Raw genomic sequence first — 15969 nt, 5'->3', positions numbered from 1 at the left:
GCCATGAACGAGGTCGATGTACTGCGCCTGGTGGTAAGCCTGATTTTCATTGTCATGCTGATACTGGCTTGCGCATGGATCACCCGCCGCGCCGGCTGGCTTCGAACCGGCGGCCAGCAAGCCATCAAGGTTGTCAGTTCGCAAAGTCTGGGCGCCAAGGCTTACGTCGCACTGGTTGAAGTCGAAGACGCGCGGCTGGTGCTGGGCATTACCGGCACACAGATATCCTTGCTCCACACCTTGCCGCCGGCCCAGCCCGGTACCCCTTCGGTGCAAGCCGTCACCCCAGCTCCCGGTTTTGCCGCCACGCTCAGTAAAATAATGAAAGGCCGCTAAGTGCGCCTGACTGCCCCTGCCTCAATGAATCGAATTTTTACCGCTGCCTTGCGCCTGCTGAATGCGCCCGCCATGCAGGTATGGATACTGCTGGCGCTATTCCTGCTAAGCATCTTCCTGCCGTCCATCAGCGTTGCGCAATCGCTGCCAGCGATCACATCGACGCCTGGCGCGAACGGCAGCCAGACCTGGTCGTTAAGCATACAGACTCTGGTCATGCTGACCATGATGTCCTTCCTGCCCGCCATGCTGTTGATGATGACGGGGTTCACCCGCATCATCATTGTGCTGGGCCTGCTGCGCAATGCCATGGGCACGGGCGCATCGCCGCCAAACTCGGTGCTGATCGGCCTGACGATGTTCCTGACGTTCTTCGCCATGGCTCCGGTGTTCGACCAGATCTATGAACAGGCCTACCAGCCCTTGAGCGCCGGCACGATCTCGTTCGAGCAAGCCCTGGACCGCGGCATCAAGCCACTGCACACGTTCATGCTGCACCAGACGCGCGAGGCGGACCTGTCACTGTTTGCCAACATGGCCAATGTTCCCGAAATGGACAGCCCCGACCAGGTCCCACTGCGCATACTGGTGCCGGCATTCGTGACCAGCGAATTGAAAACCGCCTTTCAGATTGGATTCACGATTTTCATCCCCTTCCTGATCATCGACCTTGTCATCGCCAGTGTGCTGATGGCGCTGGGGATGATGATGGTGCCACCAGTGACGATATCGCTGCCGTTCAAGCTTATGCTATTCGTATTAGCCGACGGATGGCATCTGCTGCTCGGTTCGCTCGCGCGAAGCTTCTACCAGTAGGGGAAATGCATGAATTCAGAAACCGTCATGTCCATGACCTACCTCGCCATGAAGGTGGCCCTCAGCATGGCGGGGCCATTGCTTCTGGTTACCCTGATCGTAGGGCTGGTCATCAGCATCTTCCAAGCCGCGACGCAGATCAATGAAATGACCTTGTCATTCATACCCAAGCTGCTGGCCGTGGGCGCCGCCCTGGTGCTGTTGGGACCCTGGCTTATTTCCACCATGGTCGACTACATGCAAAGCCTGTTCGCGACCATCCCCAGCCTGGCGTCCTAGCGGCAATGGTCTCCGTTGATATCGACCAGATGTACATCTGGATCAACGCGTTCCTTTGGCCATTCTTTCGCATCCTGGGATTGCTGGGTACAGCGCCGCTGCTGGGCGAATCGTCCATACCCACCCGCGTAAAAATCGGATTCGCCGCGGTACTGGCTGTCGCCATTGCACCTACGCTGGGACCGATGCCCAACGTGCCCACGGGTTCCTTCGCGGGCCTTTGGCTGGCCGTGCAGCAAGTCTTGATCGGCATCGCACTGGGCCTCACCATGCGCATCGTGTTCGCCGCCGTGCAGACCGCCGGCGAGTTCATCGGACTGCAAATGGGCCTGTCCTTTGCCTCGTTCTTCGATCCGGCCACGGGCGCCAATACCGCCGTGCTCGCCCGCATTATGAATATCGTGGCGATGCTGGTGTTCCTGGCGATGAACGGCCATCTGCTGATGTTGGGCGGATTCATACGCACCTTCGACATTCTGCCGATACAGATCGGCGCCTTGAACCCCAATGGTTGGGGCGTGCTGTTCGAATGGAGTTCGCAGGTATTGGTGTCGGGCATGCTGCTGGCCTTGCCGCTGATTATCGTATTGCTGACCATCAATCTCGCGATGGGCATTCTTAATCGCACCGCGCAGCAGTTATCGATTTTTGCGGTGGGGTTCCCGATCTCCCTGATGGTCGGAATAACGTTGCTGATGATCGTGTTGCCACAGACAGCTCCGTTCCTGGCCCGGCTCTTCGATGCCGGATACGCCAGCATGTCGCGGCTGGCGCAGGCGCTGGCGGGGGGCTAAGCCTGGCCGGTGCCGAAATGCTCGTGTACAGTGTGACCGATCGTCAACATCCCGGAGCCATTCGATTCGCTGCGGCAAACGTTGCGCCAAAAGACCTCGGCGCCCTGTATCGGACGCCGAGGTCTTTTCTATATGCCCAGCGCGGGCAAGGTTCAGGTCAAGAGTACGCGCTTTGCAAGGCGTTGTAGCCACCGGGGCCTGATACGCCAGCCGCCTGGACGGGCATATCAATGACTTCGCTGGCATTGATCTTAAATACCGAGACCGCTTCCGTCAACCGGGCCGCCTGCTCTTGCAACGATCCTGCCGCCGCGGCCGCCTCTTCCACCAACGCCGCATTCTGTTGCACAGCGCTGTCCATTTCGGACACGGCGCGGTTGACCTGCTCGATGCCGTCGGACTGTTCACTGGACGCGGATGAAATTTCCCCCATGATGGTGGTCACACCCTGTACCGAGCCGACCACTTCCTGCATGATGTCGCCCGCCTGACCGGCCTGCTTGGCGCCGGACTGGACTTTCAGCAAGGATTCTTCGATGAGAACCTTGATTTCCTTGGCGGCCTGGGCGCTACGCTGAGCCAGCGAGCGTACTTCGCCGGCTACCACGGCAAAGCCCTTGCCTTGCTCACCTGCGCGCGCCGCTTCGACCGCGGCGTTCAAGGCGAGAATGTTGGTTTGGAAAGCAATGCCATCGATCACGCTGACGATCTCGGACATCTTATTCGAGCTGGTGGAGATCTCATCCATTGTGGTGACCACTGCCGACACGGCCTTGCCGCCTCGCAACGCCACTTCGGATGCGCCCTTGGCCAGTTTGTCGGCTTGCGTCGCGTTATCCGTATTCTGGCGCACGGTACTGGACAATTCTTCCATGCTCGCGGCAGTTTGCTGCAATGCCGCGGCCTGCTGCTCGGTACGACTGCTCAAGTCGGTATTTCCCATGAATATTTCACGCGAACCCAGATTGATTTCCTCAACGCCCTGGCGCACGATACTGACGGTGCGGGTAAGACTTTCCTGCATGCGGCGCAGGGCTTCGTAAAGCACCCCGATCTCGTTGCGCGATTTGACTTCGATACGCTGTGTCAGATCGCCGCTGGCGATACGGTCGAAATGCGAGCCGGCTTGAACCAGCTGCTTGACCACGACGCGGCCGAAGACAACCCGCATGACGATCATCATCAGGAAACCAATCAGTATGGCTATGCCAATAGCGACCAACGCCTGCTGGAATTCCAACTCGGCCTGTTGAAAGAATTCCTTCTGCACCGTTTCCATATACGTCGCGAACGCGTCGATGGACGTCTGAAAAGCTTCGCTGCGCGAAATGCCGAACTCGTTATTTACAAAATAAAAGGTGGTGAAGTCATTGCTATCCAGCGCCTGCACCATGGGATCAATACCATCGTCCAGATAGGGCTGATAGGTACTGACGATGCGTGTGGCCAGCCTGCGTGCATCGGCGGTATCAGCCGTGTTCTTGCGGAACTCGCTGAAATCCTTCTTTACCGACGCCAGCTGCTCGTTGGCTTTATCCAGCATTGCACGCGCATTGCTCAGCAACTTGGCATCGTTATTGGCGGCAGCCTCTTGCTGGTAACGCGCAGCGCTAAGCAGGGAGACACGTGCCGCCATCATGTCATTACCCAGTCCCGTCACCTGCTGGGCGCGCGCATTCTGGCGCTCCATGTTGCGCAGGCCATCATAATTATTTGACAGGAACCATGCCGCCATGCCGCCGACCGCAATAATGAGGACCATGAAGATAGCCAATACCAACATCAGGATGGTGCTGACCTTTGCATCGGCGAATCGGAATCGACCACGACTGGCGCGTTTCTTGTTCTTTTTATCGTGTGCTGGAGACTGCAAGGTATCGGACATAATTGGACCTGGATAGCGTTATGGATCTTGGCTTCACCAAAGACGGCGGCGAAATGAAAGCATGGAACTACGGCTGCGTGGGATAAGAGACGGTACTGGCGTTCACGCGCACGTCGCCCTGGGACATATACGCGCGAGGGATATTCGCGCTTTTTACAATGCGCTGAAAGCGGCCGTCGGGACCAAAGGCCAGCCACAGCTCCTGATTGAAGTAAATCGCATCGGTCACCATGGAAGCCTTGTGGGACCAACGTGCCGTAGCGGAGCCGTCTTGCTGACGGTAGGTGTCCGTGGGTGGGGACTGCAGCAAACCGCTGGCTTCATCAAGCGTAGTCTGGCCCGGCACGAGATAGTGCAGGCCAGATGAGTCAAAAGAACTGCCTGTCGTGCTGCACGCGGCAAGACCCAGCCCGCAGGCACTTGCTACGAACAGACGGGCAAACATGCGTCGCGTGATGACGAGAAACCGCTGCATCAGAATTCGACCCACTCGTCATCAGTGGCCTGTTTGCGCATGGACGCGTTTGCCGCCGGGTTGACCTTGATGGCATCGATGCTGTCGCCGTTGGCGTTTGTTGCAGCCGCGCGCGGCGCAGCCTGCGGCTTTTGGACTGGCGTTGAACGACCGGGGTCTTGAGCGGGCTTTGATTTTGTCGATCCGTTGCCCAATCCCAGGGCGGCTGGTCGTGAACCGGCACCGGACCCAGGAGCAGCAGACTTGGCGTTCGGACGCTGACCGGTTGCGGAATGCGACATGGTCGCGCGTTGCGGCGTGGACCGAATCTGCGTCGCGGCCACATCAATGACTTGATTCTCGAGGATCTTGAACACCGACAAGGCGCCGCTGACGTTGGAGACTTGTTCGCCCAGTCCGCTGGCCGACGACGCGGCTTCTTCGACCAAAATGGCATTCTGTTGTGTGACGCGGTCCATCTGATTTACCGCGTGGTTGATCTGATCGATGCCCGAAGCCTGCTCCGTCGTAGCCGCCGAAATCTCGCCCATGATGTCCGTGACGCGGGCCACGGACGACACGATTTCCTGCATCGTGGAGCCCGCGCGTTCGACCTGGGTGGACCCTTCGGTTACTTTTTTCACCGAATCCTCGATGAGACCCTTGATTTCCTTGGCGGCCTGCGCGCTGCGCTGGGCCAGCGCACGTACTTCAGACGCCACCACCGCAAAGCCTTTGCCCTGCTCGCCGGCACGTGCCGCTTCCACGGCCGCATTCAAGGCCAGGATGTTGGTCTGGAACGCAATACTGTCAATGACGCCGACAATGTCCGAAATTTTGCGTGAGCTGGCTGAAATAGCCTGCATAGTGGTGACGACTTCACCGACCGCCTGACCACCACGCTGCGCCACATCGGAGGCACTGGCCGCCAACTGATTGGCCTGGCGCGCATTATCGGCGTTCTGCTTCACCGTGCTGGCGAGCTCTTCCATGCTGGCAGCGGTTTGTTGCAATGCCGCGGCCTGTTGTTCTGTGCGGCTGCTTAGATCGGTGTTGCCCGCAAGAATATGCTGCGAGCCCAGGCTGATCTGGTTCATACCGTGACGCGCCGTGCCCACGATGCGGCCCAGGCTGTCTTGCAGGCGCTTGAGCGCGACGTAGATGCTGCCGATCTCATTATCGGCGGACACGTCGATGCGCTGGGTCAGATCGCCCGATGCCATGTGGTCGAACACGTCGCCCACTTCGCGCAACGGACGCAAGACCGTGCGCGACAATGTGATGTAGGCCCACAGCGCAAGCACAATTGCAAATACGGCCAGGCCAATGAAAACATACTGCGTGTTTGCAATGGTCTTCGCGACCGTCGGATTAACGCTGCCTGCGCTGGAAAGCTGGGCAAGGATGTCCTGCTGGCCCAGCCAACCCACCGCGACGGCGGCCAGGGTCAGCACCGACAGCAATAGCACCACGATTAAAAGACTCGTTCTAAGTTGCAGTTGCTTGAATATCATAACTCGTTCTCACTTATTGTCTCCTGCCAGGCGGTTGGTGGATGGGACCGACCGCACGTGAGGCTAACCTGAATTACCTGTTGACCAATGCCTGGTGTGCGTTCTTGCAAACGCAATCCTGCTGTTTTTTAAAACCTATTTTGTGTTGAATAAACCGAGACTCTGGATTTTCTTGAAGGCCAGGGACGCCGCTTCAAGTGCTGTCGAGCGCAGCTGCAGCTGTGTCGTGGCCGTGTAGTAATCCACATCTTCCAACTTGGACAATTGCGCGCTATAGCTGAGCGAACGCGCGCTACCCGTCGCACCGATCGCGTCGAGTTCGTTCATGCGCGCACCGACCGAGGCGCGGACTGTCAGGATGTTGTTGTAGTTGACGTCCAGGCGCTGCATGGCAGTGGCTAGATTGTTCTGGAAGGCGGCTTGTGCTTCTGGGGAGTCCTGGATAGGAAGTTCGAGCGACTTGATGATGCCATCGAGTGTGGCGAACATATCCAGGTTGGTCTGAGTCGCGGCGGCTTGAATCGTGAACGTATTACCAGCAACAGGGGAACCGGAAATCTTGACTTCCATGCCATGCGGCAAGGTAAGCGTGTTCTCACGGCCGGGCACAAACTTCTCTCCCGCTTGAGTTATTGTCGGATAGAGAGGATTCGGGTTCGTAACGCTTACCGTGTATTCATCCACATCGGTGAACGCAATGCTATATACATCCCCTGGACGAGTAATCGAATAGTCGCTTACGACAGGAGACCCGATCCTGGCGTCACCGCTAGTCGTGGGGCTGGCTACATGGCTTGACGTATTCGCGGGCTCTACCACGAAACTGTCACCCAATGCGGGGCTTCCGGAAAACTTGACCTGTACACCCAGTGGGAGACCAATGGAGGTGCCTGACGCCGGATCCCATGAGCCAGTCGTAGTCCCGACCAGAGCACCTAGTCTGTCGTTAATTTCAACGGTGTAGCTGTTCGGAATCGTTTCCGAAAACTTGATCGCATAGGTATTGCCGGCACTTGCTTCATTCGGATTCGTGATCGTGGGCGTGCTAATGAGGCCCGTACCTGCGTTACCCAGGTTCGACAGTGAGTTCGTAGCCGCAGCGGTGAGATAATTGGTCGTACCTGGGGCAGCACGATTGAAGATATCAGAGCCTACATCGCTGCCAGCAATCTGACGCGTTTGATCGGCCTGGATTTTTCGTTGCCCGGCGTCGCCCATATAGGTGATTGTGCCGTTGACGTCTTGATAGGCTGCACTGCCGCCTTGAGCTCCGGAAAAAAGATATTGCCCGCTGCCATCGGTGGTGTTAGCGAGCCCCAACATACTGTCGCGGGCGTTCGTCAGCACATTGCTCAGCGTTGCACGATCAGCGTCCGATAAGGTGCCGTTGCCCGCTGCGATCAAATTGGTTTTCAAGTCTTGCAGCAGCAAGGTCATTGAAGTGAGCGCGTTCTCTTCCGTAGCCAAGTTGGTATTGGCCACCGCACGATTCGCCCCGAACCTTGCGTTCAGCGATTGCGACTGGCTGATATTGACGGCCTGTGCCGCCGCAAGCGGGTCATCCGCCGGCGTCACCATGCGCTTGCCGCTGCCGATTTGCTCGTAGAGATGCAAAAGGTCTGACTGCTGGGCAGTGATGGAATTAAGTCCCGTCTGGAAAAACAAATTGGAACTAATACGCATGACGAAAATCCTGAAAAATGACGCTTAAACTTGAACCTGACCGGACGCAGCTGAACCAACAGACGCTTAACGTATTCCCAGCAACGTATCGAACAAGGTGGAGCTGACTTCGATAAGCCGCGCAGAAGCGCTGTATTGCTCCTGATATCGGGTGAGATTGACGTACTCTTCGTCCAGATTCACACCGGAAAGATGCTGTTGCGCCGCGAAGTTCTGCTGGATCAATGCGGCTTGCGCCTTGGCCGCTGTGCCATTTTGCTGAGTCTGCACGCCGACTTTGTTGACTATTTGCGAGAAGGCTTCGTTCAGGCTCATGGCGCCATTCCCAAGAACCTTGCCTGTCTGCAACTGCGCCAACTCCAGGGCGACGCCGCCGTTCGCGGTGCCGGTATTTGCCGTAGCAGCGGCGATTTTTGCCGGGTCATCAATGGCCAATGCAATACTGCCGGCCGCATCCCGAGTAGGTTGAACCAGCCAAGAATCGCCCGACACTGCTGATGCGGTCGGCGGCGTAATCCTGATACCGTCCAGATCGTAGCTGCCACCAGTAAGAGGGCTAAGCGTCGTTACTGTGCCGTTAGGGATACTGGTCGCCTTGTAGGCAGTGCCGTCGTAGTCTATGCGGTAGTTTTGCGATGTAAGCTTATTGATGTCCTGAATCTGGACGGCGATTGGTGCGCCGCCTAGATTATTGGCATTGGAAATCGTCTTGACCTGGCCGAGCTTAAAAAACGCCCCACCCGCCGCTCCGCTCAGATCTTCACCGTTGGCGTGGATGGCGTTGACCGCGGTAGCTAGGCCGGCGGCAAGACGTCCAAGATCATTTTGGACCGCATCGAGCGATTCGCGCCGGTATGTGATCAGACCGCCTAATTTTCCGCCTTTGATCGTCGCTTCGCTCATCTCTACCGAGATTTGCTGACCGCCGCTACCGACGGCCGTAAAGGCCACAATAGTACGTGATGGATCAGCAGCTGCTGCCTGTGCGGCCAGGGGAAATACGGTGTCACCGCCTAGCAAGACCTGACCGTTGCCGACAGAAAGACTAACCTTGCCATCTTGTTCGTCGACATTCACCGCCACGAGCTGGCTCAGTTCGGACACGAGCTGATCGCGCTGATCCAGCAAATCGTTTGGTTCATGATTAGAGCTCGTGGCACGCGCTGTCGTAATCTGTGTATTCAGATCGCGCACGCGCTCTACATAGCTGTTGATTTGCGTAACCGTGGTCGTAATCTGCGTATTGATATTGTTGCGCTGACTTTCCAGGAAGGCATTGCTGTCATTCAGCTGCGACACCAGGCTGGATGCACGCCCCAGCATTTCCTGGCGCGCGGCACTATCGGCCGGAGCCGAGGCGACGGCCTGGATACTGTCAAAAAAATTCTGTAATGCCGGTGTAATGCCAACGGTACGGTCGGCGAACAGGTTATTGACCTGGGAGATTTCGTTGCCGTAGGAAACAAGTGCCGCCCCGGCGGTTTGTGCCCCAACAAGTTGGCGGGACAAGAAATTGTCGTACGCTCGCTGAACCGTAACCGCCTGGACTCCCCGGCCAATATAGCCGGCACCCGTACTGGTTGCACCGGCCGTTTGCACGAGCACCGTTTGGCGATTGAAACCTACCGTGGCGGCGTTGTTGATATTGTGGCCGGCCGTTTGCAGGCGGTTAGTGGCCGCATTCAAACCCGAAAGACCCAGGTTGGCTAAATTCATGAAAGATTCCGCTTTAGTCAGGCCGACGCACGCGTCAGCCCGTATATCAAGACTATGTACAACGTTAACGACAGCAGGCCTGAAAGCTTTAGGCCTTCACGACTCAAACACCGCGCTTCGGACCCGTGTCGAAGTAGCCCATGATGGATATCAGCTTCTCGGCATACGCCGGGTCAGTGGCATAACCCGCGGCCTGGATCCGGTGCGCGGCCACTTCTGCTGATGGTGCGCCTACCACATCGCTGTATCGTTTGCTCTGACCGATTAAACGGGCGTAGTCCGCAAACGACTCCGCATATGAGTCGTAGGCACGAAACGGCTGCTTCATCTTGCGTGCCACGCCGTCTACATATTCCGTCGTCATGACGTTGACGACCTTGCCCTTCCAGCCTGAGCTTGCCTTGATGCCGAACAGGTTATGGCTGGTCGTGCCGTCGTCACGCATGATTTCACGGCGACCCCATCCGGATTCCAGTGCTGCCTGGCTCAGTATCAACTTGGCCGGCACGCCGCTTTCATCGGCGGCGTATTTCGCTGCCTCTGACATCTTCGAGACAAAGGACTCGATATGCTTGGGTGCACCCTTGATCGCGGAAAAGATCTTGTCAGAACTCCTGCTCAGAAGATTGATCAGGCCCGAAATCGACGGCGCGTCCTTACCCTGATCGCCGCCTAGGCGCGACTTCAGCGCGGGCAGGCGGGTTGCAGCCAACTCGGGAAGTTCGCCACTCTTGTTGCCCGGATTGATGGATACTATGCCCTGCCCGCCCTGTATCTGTGCAAGCAACGCCTGGGCAAGGCCAATACCAGGGTCGGCAAGCTGCAACGACATCTGCTCGTCGCCCATGCTTTGGGCTAGGCGGGTTTGCTGGCTGTCGAACACGCCCGTTGTTGTAGAACCCTGGCGAGCCTGCTTGAGCATCTGCTGGATAAAAAGCGCTTCAAACTGCTGCGCCACTTTCTTTTGTTCTGCCAGCGGCGCATTGGCACCTTCGCTCACGCCGCGCTTAAGGCTATTGAGCGCATTGAAATCCAGGGTCGATGCCGCTGGATTACTGGGACGTGGGGTATATTGCACGAGCGACATAATCGGCCTAGATGATTTCCAGGTCGGCGCGCAACGCGCCGGCACTTTTCAGATTCTGCAGAATGGATAACAAGTCCTGAGGCGTGGCACCAAGCGCGTTCAACGCTTTGACGACATCAGCCAGATTGGCGCTAGTGCGTACGCGCTGCAAGCCACCCTTCTCAGACGTCATTTCGATCTGGGTGCTTTGCGTCACAACGGTCTCACCGCCGGCGAATGGGGTATCGGGCTGGCTGACCCGGTCGTCCTGGCTGATCACGACGGAAAGATTACCGTAGGCGATGGCTGCTTCGTCTATCGTGACGGTACGGTTCATGACGACCGAACCAGTACGCGCATTGATGACCACCTTGGCCCGTGCGGGCGGCAGGTTGACCTGAAGGTTCTCGACCTGGGACAGGAACGCGGCCTGGGCGGCAGGGTCCAACGGACCCCGTAACTGGACGACCCGACCATCCAATGCTGAAGCGGTGCGGGCGCCAAACCGGGTGTTCAGGGCCGCAACCATATTCTGGGCCGCGCCGAAATCGGTGGTGTTCAGTTCCAGGTTGATGATGCCATCGCGCACATACGTCGTGGGAACACTGCGCTCGATAATCGCGCCGTTGGAGATAATGCCGCCGTTCAGCTGGTTCACCTGCACGCTGGAACCGCCGGACGAAGCGCCCGCGCCGCCGACCAGCAGGTTGCCTTGTGCAATGGCATATACCTGTCCATTCGCTCCCTTCATGGGGGTCATCAACAGTGTGCCGCCACGCAGGCTTTTGGCGTTACCCATGGAGGAAACCACGACGTCCACCGTTTGCCCGGGCTGGGCGAAAGCTGGCAGCCTGGCCGTTACGATGACTGCAGCGACGTTCTTGACCTGCATATTCGTGCCTTGCGGAACGGTCACGCCCAGCTGCGATAACATATTCGTCAGGCTTTGCTGCGTGAACGGCGTCTGGCGAACCTGGTCGCCACTGCCATCCAGGCCAACGACCAAGCCATAACCAATCAGTTGATTGGCACGCACGCCTTGCACCGATGCAATGTCCTTGATCCTCTCGGCCTGCACTACGCTTGCGGCCAGCACGCAGAGCGCGCCGAAGGCGAGGCGTCGGCCCTGATTGCCGAGTACGCTGAAAAAATTGGAGATCAAAACCGGTACCTTGTTAGAACGGGGAAACATTCAGGAAAAAGCGTTGCAGCCAGCCCATGGTTTGTACTTCGTCCATGGTGCCCTTGCTGCGGAACTCGATCCGCGCGTCGGCCACTTGCGTCGATGAAACCGTGTTCGAACCACTCACCGAGCGCGGATCGACAACGCCGGAGAAACGTATGTGTTCGCTGCCGCGGTTGATGGCAATTTGTTTGTCACCGGCAATCTGAAGATTGCCGTTAGGCAATACGCCGATCACTGTGGTCGTCAACGTACCGGAGAAGGTATTGTCGGCGCGCGTCGATCCCTTGCCCTGGGATGCATTCTCTCCAGTGATATCGAAATTCTGCTTGCCGCCAATCTCGTTCGGCAAAATCGCCGGAGCTAATCCCACGCCAAACATGGCGCTGCCAGTGCGGTCTGTAGTGGTCTGAACGTTCTTCGCGGCGTTGGTCTTTTCCTGTATCACGACGGTCACGATGTCGCCCACATTGCGAGGACGGCGATCTTCGAACAAGGGATAATTGCCATAGGCCGTAGGCTGGTAGATAGACCCGTTGGCCTCCACCGCAGGCAAAGGCGGCAGCGGCGGCGCCGCAGTCAATGGACCGGTCACCACAGGCTCCGGAGGTATCAGCGCACAGCCGGACGCGAGCGCCACAGCTAATCCCACCACGACAAGTCGAAGACGTTTAAACATTATCAAAGCTGAGTCAGGCGCGCCAGCATCTGGTCGGAAGTCTGTACGGCCTTGCTGTTCATTTCATAGGCACGCTGGGTGGTGATCATGTTGACCAATTCTTCGGCAACGTTCACGTTCGACGTTTCGGTGTACTGCTGCAACACGAGGCCGGCACCGTCTAGTCCAGGCTGGGCCAAATTGGCAGGGCCCGAGGCGTCCGTTTCCACGTACAGGTTCTCGCCGGCACTCTGCAAACCGGTGGGGTTGATAAACGTATTCAACTGCAGCTGACCGATTTCCACACTGATTCCGGTGGCGCCCGGTTGGGTTACCGACACAGTTCCGTCGCGACCAATCGAAATGGTCAAGGCGTTGTCCGGGATATTGATGGGGGGCTGTATGGGATAACCACCGGCCGTTACCAACTGACCGTTCTGGTCCACTTGCAGGCTGCCATCGCGGGTATAGGAAAACGTTCCGTCGGGCATCTCCACCTGCAGGAAGCCTTTGCCCTGAATGGCGATATCCAGGTCATTGCCGGTTTCTTTAAGGTTGCCCTGGCTATGAATGCGCTCGGTGGCAACTGTGCGCACACCGGTGCCGATTTGCAGGCCCGATGGCAGCTGGTTGGCGGCACCGACCTGTGCGCCCGGTTGGCGTATGGTTTGATACATCAGATCTTCGAACACCGCGCGGCTGCGCTTGAAGCCCGTCGTATTGACGTTGGCCAGGTTGTTGGAGATAACATCCATATTGGTCTGCTGAGATTCCAGACCAGTTTTGGCAATCCAAAGAGAGCGGATCATTTTTCTTTCCTTACTGTGCAAGCCGGGCCTGCACGGAATGCAACATTAGTTATTCGACGAAAGTATGGAGTTGGCGCGCTCGGCATTCGAGCTGGCGTCCTGGATAATCTTCATCTGCATTTCGAAGCGGCGCGCGTTGGCGATCATGCCCACCATTGCTTCCGCCGGGTTCACATTGCTTTTTTCGACAAAGCCGGAAATCATGCGCACCTGCGGATCGGCCTGTGCGGCCTCGCCACCGGCCAAACGGAACAAGCCATCGTCGCCACGCTGCAGGGACGCGGCGGGCGGATTCACGAGTTTGAGCTGACCCAACTGCTGGATGTCGCCCGGATTGTCGCCAGCGCCCAGCGCGCTGATCTGCCCGTCGCCGGAAAAGCTCACACTGCCGCGCTCGGGAATTTCTATTGGCCCGCCGTCGCTGGACAACACCGGGTAGCCTTGCTGGTTGACCAGCACGTTGTCCTGGTTCACGGCCAGTTCGCCTGCGCGGGTATAGGCTTCGCCCTGTGGCGTCTGCACGCTGAACCAACCATCGCCGGTCACGGCCAGATCCAGCGCATGGCCGGTCTCCGCCATGACGCCTTGCCCGAAATTGCTGGTGGGGGTGGCGGTTACTGTGGACACACGCGTTGGCAGGCCAGGCTGACCCACCACCGGCACCGACCGGTAAATCGCCATCTGCTCGCGAAAACCGGTGGTGCTGACGTTGGCCATGTTGTTGCTGATAACGGCCTGCTGTTCCAACACCCGCGCAGCGCCGCCGGCGGCCGTGTAGATAATGCGGTCCATTTACGCGTCGGCCTAGCGCAGGTTGATCAAAGTCTGCAAGACTTGATCCTGGGTCTTGATCGTCTGCGCATTGGCTTGATAGGTTCGTTGCGCAATGATCATATTGACCAGTTCCTGGCTCATGTCCACATTGGACTCTTCGACCGACTGACCGACGATCGACGCCATGCCATTGGTTCCAGGGCGACCGACGACTGGCTGACCAGACTCGGATGTTTCGGCCCAGGCATTTCCGCCGACGGGTTGCAACCCTTGAACGTTGTTGAAATCCGCCAGTGCCAGGAATCCGACGCCCAGCGTTTCTCCGTTGGTATAGCTGGCAACAATGGCACCATCGGAGGCTATCGACATGCTGGCGTATTCGCCGGTGGCATAACCATTCTGATTGCGGCTGGCCGAGAATTCGCCTCCGAACTGCGTGGTGCCCGTATAAGCCACGCCTATGCTCAAGGGCGCTGCTGGAGCCGCTGTGCCACCAGGTTGTACGAAAGTAAGTGGGACCGGACCCGTTGGAGCCGTTAACACGCCATTGTCGTCGAAGGTCATAGCAATGCTACTGCCGGCAGGGGTCGGCAACGCTTGCCCATCAAGCCGGTAGTGCACCTCCCACGAACTGCTGGTTGCGGTTCCATCACGCTTCACGAAATACTGCGTAAGTTGATGGGAGTTACCCAAAGAGTCGTAGATGCTCGTCGGCAAGGAATGAGTATAGGTCGATGGTTCATCAGGATTGAACGCCGGCGCCGCAGGCACTACCGCCGCATTCGCGTCGAGGTTTGCCTTCATCGTTATGCTGGTTGTCGCCAACGGAGCAATGTTGCCTACTGGCACCGTGATAGGCACCAGATCGGTGCCATTGCCTTGGTAACCCGTCAGGCGCTGGCCTTGCGCGTTGACAACGAAATTGTTTTTATCCGCGAAGAATTGACCATTGCGGGTAAACAGTATATTTCCGCTGGTATCCTGCACACGAAACAGCCCTTTCGGCCCATCAATCGCCATATCAAACTGGTTTCCGCTGCTGGAGACCGTACCAACCGTGAAGCGCTGGTTGATGCTGGCAACGCTGGTACCCAGGCCAACTCGAGAATTCGCATAAACATCTGCGAAAGTCGCTGTTCCTGCCTTGAATCCCACCGTTCCGGAGTTGGCAATATTATTACCAATGACATCCAGATTCTGCGCCGCGGCGTTCAAACCACTTAAACCTTGTCCGAAACCCATGATTAACCTCGTTTTCTCTTTAACTGTATAAGTAATGCGGCGTGCCTTCGCGACCCCGCAAGCGACCGCAACTACATTATTTTGCGCAGATTCAGCAGGGAATGCGATCCCGCCAGACCAAGATCCATGGTCAAGCCGCTCGAGCTGTAGGCGACGCTGCCTACTTTTCCATACGTCAGTGCATCGGCGGACACGGCTTGCTCGCTGGCATTGGTCGCCTTGACGTTGAAGGTGTAGGCGCCTGCGCTTACCGCTGTACCAGCATCGTTCTTGCCATCCCAGTCGACCGATATAACGCCCACCGGCTGGCTGCCCAGGTCGATGTTGCGCACGACATTGCCTGCCGCATCCGTGATGCTGACAACGACCTTGGTTGCTTCGGAAATCATGTCCACGCCGAATGGCGTGACATGAGTGCCGTCGGCATCGACGCCGACCGAAATCTTGGTGCCGGGTACGAGGACGTCTTTACCGATGAGGCTGGCGGCCTGCATGGACTGCGACACGTCCATCTGGCCGGACAAGGCCAGCAAGGTGTTATTCAGTTGCGTGATGCCCGTCACAGTGGACAATTGCGCCATCTGCGATGTGACCTGGGCGTTGTCCATGGGATTCAGAGGATCCTGGTTCTGCAACTGCGTTACCAGCAAGGTCAGGAAACGGTCTTCGGTGTCGGAAACCAGGTCCTTTGTGTTTGCATTAGCCGTGGCAAGCGCAGTGGACGTTGCATTATTGACTGTGGTCAAGGTTGTGCTCTCTT

16 protein-coding genes are annotated in these 15969 nt (G+C 57.6%); 4 read left to right on the top strand and 12 right to left on the bottom strand.

Features of this window, described 5'->3' with window-relative positions:
- The first annotated feature begins 3 nt into the window (after window positions 1–3).
- The 4 genes from fliO to fliR all read left to right on the top strand — a co-directional run bounded on the left by fliO (window position 4) and on the right by fliR (window position 2225).
- Window positions 4–336 (top strand): flagellar biosynthetic protein FliO, encoded by a 333-nt coding sequence (gene fliO, locus CR155_RS19485; RefSeq protein ID WP_102071710.1) that lies wholly within the window; start codon window positions 4–6, stop codon window positions 334–336.
- A gap of 72 nt (window positions 337–408) precedes the next feature.
- On the top strand, window positions 409–1152 hold the full coding sequence (fliP, locus tag CR155_RS19480; RefSeq protein WP_102071734.1) for a flagellar type III secretion system pore protein FliP: 744 nt from the start codon (window positions 409–411) through the stop codon (window positions 1150–1152).
- 9 nt (window positions 1153–1161) lie between these two features.
- On the top strand, window positions 1162–1431 hold the full coding sequence (gene fliQ, locus CR155_RS19475; RefSeq protein WP_102071709.1) for a flagellar biosynthesis protein FliQ: 270 nt from the start codon (window positions 1162–1164) through the stop codon (window positions 1429–1431).
- Window positions 1432–1436: 5 nt separating this feature from the next.
- Window positions 1437–2225, top strand: coding sequence for a flagellar biosynthetic protein FliR (gene fliR, locus CR155_RS19470; protein ID WP_102071708.1), 789 nt, complete (start codon window positions 1437–1439; stop codon window positions 2223–2225).
- 157 nt (window positions 2226–2382) lie between these two features.
- Here the strand turns inward: fliR and CR155_RS19465 are convergent, their stop codons facing one another.
- From CR155_RS19465 to CR155_RS19410, 12 genes are all read right to left on the bottom strand, one after another.
- Window positions 2383–4110 carry a methyl-accepting chemotaxis protein gene (locus CR155_RS19465; RefSeq protein WP_102071707.1) on the bottom strand — a complete coding sequence of 576 codons (1728 nt, stop codon included), beginning with the start codon at window positions 4108–4110 and terminating at the stop codon, window positions 2383–2385.
- A 67-nt stretch (window positions 4111–4177) separates the two neighbouring features.
- Window positions 4178–4585 carry a hypothetical protein gene (locus tag CR155_RS19460; RefSeq protein ID WP_102071706.1) on the bottom strand — a complete coding sequence of 136 codons (408 nt, stop codon included), beginning with the start codon at window positions 4583–4585 and terminating at the stop codon, window positions 4178–4180.
- Window positions 4585–6078, bottom strand: a complete 1494-nt coding sequence (locus CR155_RS19455) for a methyl-accepting chemotaxis protein (RefSeq protein WP_102071705.1) — start codon at window positions 6076–6078, stop codon at window positions 4585–4587. Before CR155_RS19455 ends, CR155_RS19460 begins: the two co-directional genes overlap by 1 nt.
- Before the next feature lie 135 nt (window positions 6079–6213).
- The gene (gene flgL, locus CR155_RS19450) at window positions 6214–7761 is read right to left on the bottom strand and encodes a flagellar hook-associated protein FlgL (RefSeq protein WP_102071704.1); all 1548 of its coding nucleotides are present in this window, start codon (window positions 7759–7761) and stop codon (window positions 6214–6216) included.
- 66 nt (window positions 7762–7827) lie between these two features.
- Entirely contained in the window at window positions 7828–9477 is a 1650-nt protein-coding gene (flgK, locus tag CR155_RS19445; RefSeq protein ID WP_102071703.1) for a flagellar hook-associated protein FlgK, read from the bottom strand.
- Window positions 9478–9580: 103 nt separating this feature from the next.
- A complete protein-coding gene (flgJ, locus tag CR155_RS19440) occupies window positions 9581–10564 on the bottom strand; it encodes a flagellar assembly peptidoglycan hydrolase FlgJ (RefSeq protein ID WP_102071702.1) in 984 nt (327 codons plus the stop codon).
- Between the two features lie 7 nt (window positions 10565–10571).
- The gene (locus CR155_RS19435) at window positions 10572–11735 is read right to left on the bottom strand and encodes a flagellar basal body P-ring protein FlgI (RefSeq protein ID WP_102071701.1); all 1164 of its coding nucleotides are present in this window, start codon (window positions 11733–11735) and stop codon (window positions 10572–10574) included.
- A complete protein-coding gene (locus CR155_RS19430) occupies window positions 11719–12405 on the bottom strand; it encodes a flagellar basal body L-ring protein FlgH (protein ID WP_102071700.1) in 687 nt (228 codons plus the stop codon). The genes CR155_RS19435 and CR155_RS19430 overlap by 17 nt, the downstream gene beginning before the upstream one ends.
- A 2-nt stretch (window positions 12406–12407) precedes the next feature.
- Window positions 12408–13193 carry a flagellar basal-body rod protein FlgG gene (flgG, locus tag CR155_RS19425; RefSeq protein ID WP_102071699.1) on the bottom strand — a complete coding sequence of 262 codons (786 nt, stop codon included), beginning with the start codon at window positions 13191–13193 and terminating at the stop codon, window positions 12408–12410.
- 45 nt (window positions 13194–13238) lie between these two features.
- Window positions 13239–13985, bottom strand: a complete 747-nt coding sequence (flgF, locus tag CR155_RS19420; protein WP_102071698.1) for a flagellar basal-body rod protein FlgF — start codon at window positions 13983–13985, stop codon at window positions 13239–13241.
- A 12-nt stretch (window positions 13986–13997) separates the two neighbouring features.
- Window positions 13998–15209 (bottom strand): flagellar hook protein FlgE, encoded by a 1212-nt coding sequence (gene flgE, locus CR155_RS19415; protein WP_102071697.1) that lies wholly within the window; start codon window positions 15207–15209, stop codon window positions 13998–14000.
- Between the two features lie 71 nt (window positions 15210–15280).
- Complete coding sequence (locus CR155_RS19410) at window positions 15281–15955, bottom strand: flagellar hook capping FlgD N-terminal domain-containing protein (protein WP_102071696.1); 675 nt, start codon at window positions 15953–15955, stop codon at window positions 15281–15283.
- Between the last annotated feature and the right edge of the window lie 14 nt (window positions 15956–15969).

Source organism: Pollutimonas nitritireducens, assembly GCF_002849615.1.
Classification (GTDB): Bacteria; Pseudomonadota; Gammaproteobacteria; order Burkholderiales; family Burkholderiaceae_B; genus Pollutimonas; species Pollutimonas nitritireducens.
The sequence above is the reverse complement of the archived record's forward strand: the minus strand, read 5'-3'. Positions and strand labels throughout refer to the sequence as shown.